Consider the following 3,037-nt stretch of genomic DNA (forward strand, 5'->3'; position numbering starts at 1 on the left):
GATGCCCTCGCCACCTCTGTCGATCTGAGCGTTGACGGCACGGCGATAATCCGCATGGAGGCGCGACCCGGCGCGCCCGCGTTCAATTTCAATCGACTCCTGCTCGACCCCGTCACCGGCCAGGAATTGGGGCGCTTTGATCGAGACGGGCTGCCGACGACGCTGGCAAATGTTATGCCCTTTATCGACCGCCTGCATTATTCCCTCGCCATGGGCGAAGTAGGCGCGTGGATTCTTGGAATCGTCGCGCTCGTATGGACGATCGATTGCTTCGTTGGCGTTTATCTCACGCTGCCTCTTCCCAGTCCGCCGAATAGGCGCGGCTATCTTTCGCGATGGCGACCCGCTTGGCTGATCAAGTTTTCGAGCTCATTCTATCGCGTCAACTTCGATCTGCATCGCGCCTTCGGACTTTGGCTCTTTGCAATATTGCTGCTCTTCGCCTGGTCCAGCGTCCATTTTGATTTGAACGGCTTCTACACGCGCACGATGCAGCTCGTCTTCGATTATGAGCCGCCTTACTCTGGGACCACAAAGGGCGGCAACCCAGCCGGGGGTCGAGCGCCGGTTGGTTGGGAGGAAGCGCAGGCCATTGGCGAAAGACTCATGGGGGAGCAAGCGCTCGCACATGGCTTTTCGGTCGAGCGACCGATGAGGCTTAGCATCCAGCGCAAAAGCGATCTCTATTTCTACGGCGTTCGCTCGAGCCACGACATCGGCGACAATTTTGGCCGCACGTCGATCGCATTCGACGCCTATACTGGCGAATTGCGCGCGGTTCGTCTGCCAACTGGCCGGCACGCCGGCAATACGATCACGACCTGGCTCGTGGAACTGCACATGGCCAATGTGTTCGGCCTGCCCTATCGCATTTTCGTTTGCGCGCTCGGCCTCGTCATTGTGATGCTATCCGTCACCGGCGTTTATATCTGGTGGAAGAAACGCGTGGCGCGGTGCCACGCTACGTCATCGCGGGCGACGATTGACGAAAATCGGATCGGCGCGGCCGTCTTAACCAGCAGCGCTTCGCTACTTTTTCGTGACGAACGTCCTTCGCCGAACTGCACAACGACGCGCCGACCGCGCTCGGCATAAGAAGGTCACAAGGTGAGAGACGCGAGGCCTGCAATGGAGAAAGATATGTCAGTCATCACTGAACCGCGGCCACGACGGATCCTGGACGCGGACGGAGCGCCGCTCGACACATTTCCCTTGCCGGTGGACGAGAGGAGCCTTGAGGAGCTTTTCCGCGATCTGTTCGAAAATCACTGGCGGGAAATTACTTTCGGCCCTCTCATCCAGGGGGCCGCCTTCGAATTCAAGGCCGACGAGCCGCCGAGCCGCGTCTCCGTGTTCGACGGCTATCTGACGATCGCCTTCGGCGTCCCGCATTTTCATATCTGCATCGGCGAGCACAAGGGTCCGCCGCGCGCGCCGACGTCGCCGGAACTCGCCCGCCATCGGCGCACCGCGCGGGCCGAACTTTACCGCCGCTTCGGCCGCACATGCGTTCCGATGTCCTGGGGGCTGCGCTTGTTCAACGGCGCGGGCGAGCAGCAGATCACCGTGCTGCTGCCCAATCCCTTCCTCGATCCCGAAAGCGACGGCCGCGTCAAGGAGCCGAATTGGTCGCGTCTCGCGTTGTGGGACAAATTGCGGGCGCGATGGCTCGGTCTCCACGACCCCGATCCCGTCGATCGCTCAGCGGACTGGGGCCGTCCGTCCTGACCGCTTCACGTTCAGCCCGGCGGTCGCGGAGACGATCGTCGGTCCCCTTTTCGTCCTCGCGCGCAATACGAAGGCGAAAAAACCAGCGGGCAAGCGCCGCTCCCCCGCTGGCTTCACATAGAGGAGACTTGTCATGACAACCGCATCGTTTTTCGCCTCATCTCCCTGGCCTCGTTCGCTATGGATTGGCTCGCTGATCGTCGCCAGCGTCCTCTTGAGTCCCGCGTTCCATTGCGGCTTTCCGTTGGCGGCGTTCGCGGCGGTTGCCGCATTGACTCTCGATCGGCGTGACGCCCTCCTTCTGAGTGGCGGCGTCTGGCTGGCGAGCCAGACCATCGCCTTCGCGTCCCTGCATCACCACATGACCGACGTCGCCCTGACTTGGGGCGTCGCGATGGGCGTCATCACCTTGCTGTCTTGCGAAGCCGCCGGGCTGGCCACGCGGCGCATGAAGGGGCTTGTGGGCGCGGGCGCGGCCTTCGTGGCCGCCTTCGTCGTCTATAAGGGCCTAGTCTTCGGCTTTGGCGTGGCGATGGGCTCGAGCGCTGGCCATCTCGATTCGCTGCTTGCGACGCTCCCGCGCATGTTCCTCATCAACGCTTGCGTCTTTGCGGGCCTCGGCGCGCTTTACACGCTGGGCTCCGCAGCGCGCCGCAGCGGCGAAGCGGTTGCGCTCGCTCCGCGTCACGTTTGAATGCGAGCGCAACAGGCGGCGTTGAGCGCCGGGTTGACGAGGGCCGGCGCTCATAGCGCCGGGCTAAGCCGACTCATGGCAAGGACATAGTCCTCCTTACGCTGCCTCCAAGACTGAGCCGGGCTTGGCCGCCTGACACGACGATAAAGGCTCTCCGGAAGTCGTTCCCTGCCCCTGACCACGGACTGACTTGGCGCAAGCTGTCGCGCGACGGCCTCGCATGGCGGATGATAGACGGCGCCGCCGATCTCGACGACTTCGAGCGGCTCCGCTTGAGTAGGCAGAAAAATCGTTGGCAGCGAACGCCGAGGTTATTTTTGCGCGTGGGGATGGCGGTCTCCGCATACCGCAATGCCGAAAAATCAAATGGGGATACGTCGAGCGGACACAGAGCCAGCGCGAGATGCATGTCATTCGAATCCGGAAACTGTTCGAGATTATCCATGAGCCGCCACGCGATCAATAGCGTGATCGCGTGCGAGGTCTTGGCAATGCCTTTCTCGCTCGCATTGCCCCAAGCTTGCCGGGCAATGAAAACGTCATCGCGAATCCGGAACTTGGAGCGCTGTTTCGACCCTGCTTTCATCGCGCCCTGAGGCGACTGAGGCGCTCCGG

General features: G+C 62.1%; 3 protein-coding genes and 1 pseudogene. 3 read left to right on the forward strand and 1 reads right to left on the reverse strand.

The window, feature by feature from the left end:
• The 3 genes from NEI07_RS09910 to NEI07_RS09920 form a co-directional block, all read left to right on the forward strand.
• A partial coding sequence (locus NEI07_RS09910) for a PepSY-associated TM helix domain-containing protein (RefSeq protein WP_256034311.1) occupies positions 1-1,095 on the forward strand: 1,095 nt, incomplete at its 5' end.
• Positions 1,096-1,140: 45 nt separating this feature from the next.
• A complete protein-coding gene (locus NEI07_RS09915) occupies positions 1,141-1,728 on the forward strand; it encodes a DUF7676 family protein (protein WP_256034312.1) in 588 nt (195 codons plus the stop codon).
• 133 nt (positions 1,729-1,861) lie between these two features.
• A complete protein-coding gene (locus NEI07_RS09920; RefSeq protein ID WP_256034313.1) occupies positions 1,862-2,422 on the forward strand; it encodes a hypothetical protein in 561 nt (186 codons plus the stop codon).
• 73 nt (positions 2,423-2,495) lie between these two features.
• On the opposite strand, the pseudogene NEI07_RS09925 reads toward NEI07_RS09920, so the two are convergent.
• A pseudogene (locus NEI07_RS09925) lies at positions 2,496-3,037 on the reverse strand (hypothetical protein); the annotation flags it as partial.

This window comes from Methylocystis suflitae (assembly GCF_024448135.1).
GTDB classification, from domain to species: Bacteria; Pseudomonadota; Alphaproteobacteria; order Rhizobiales; family Beijerinckiaceae; genus Methylocystis; species Methylocystis suflitae.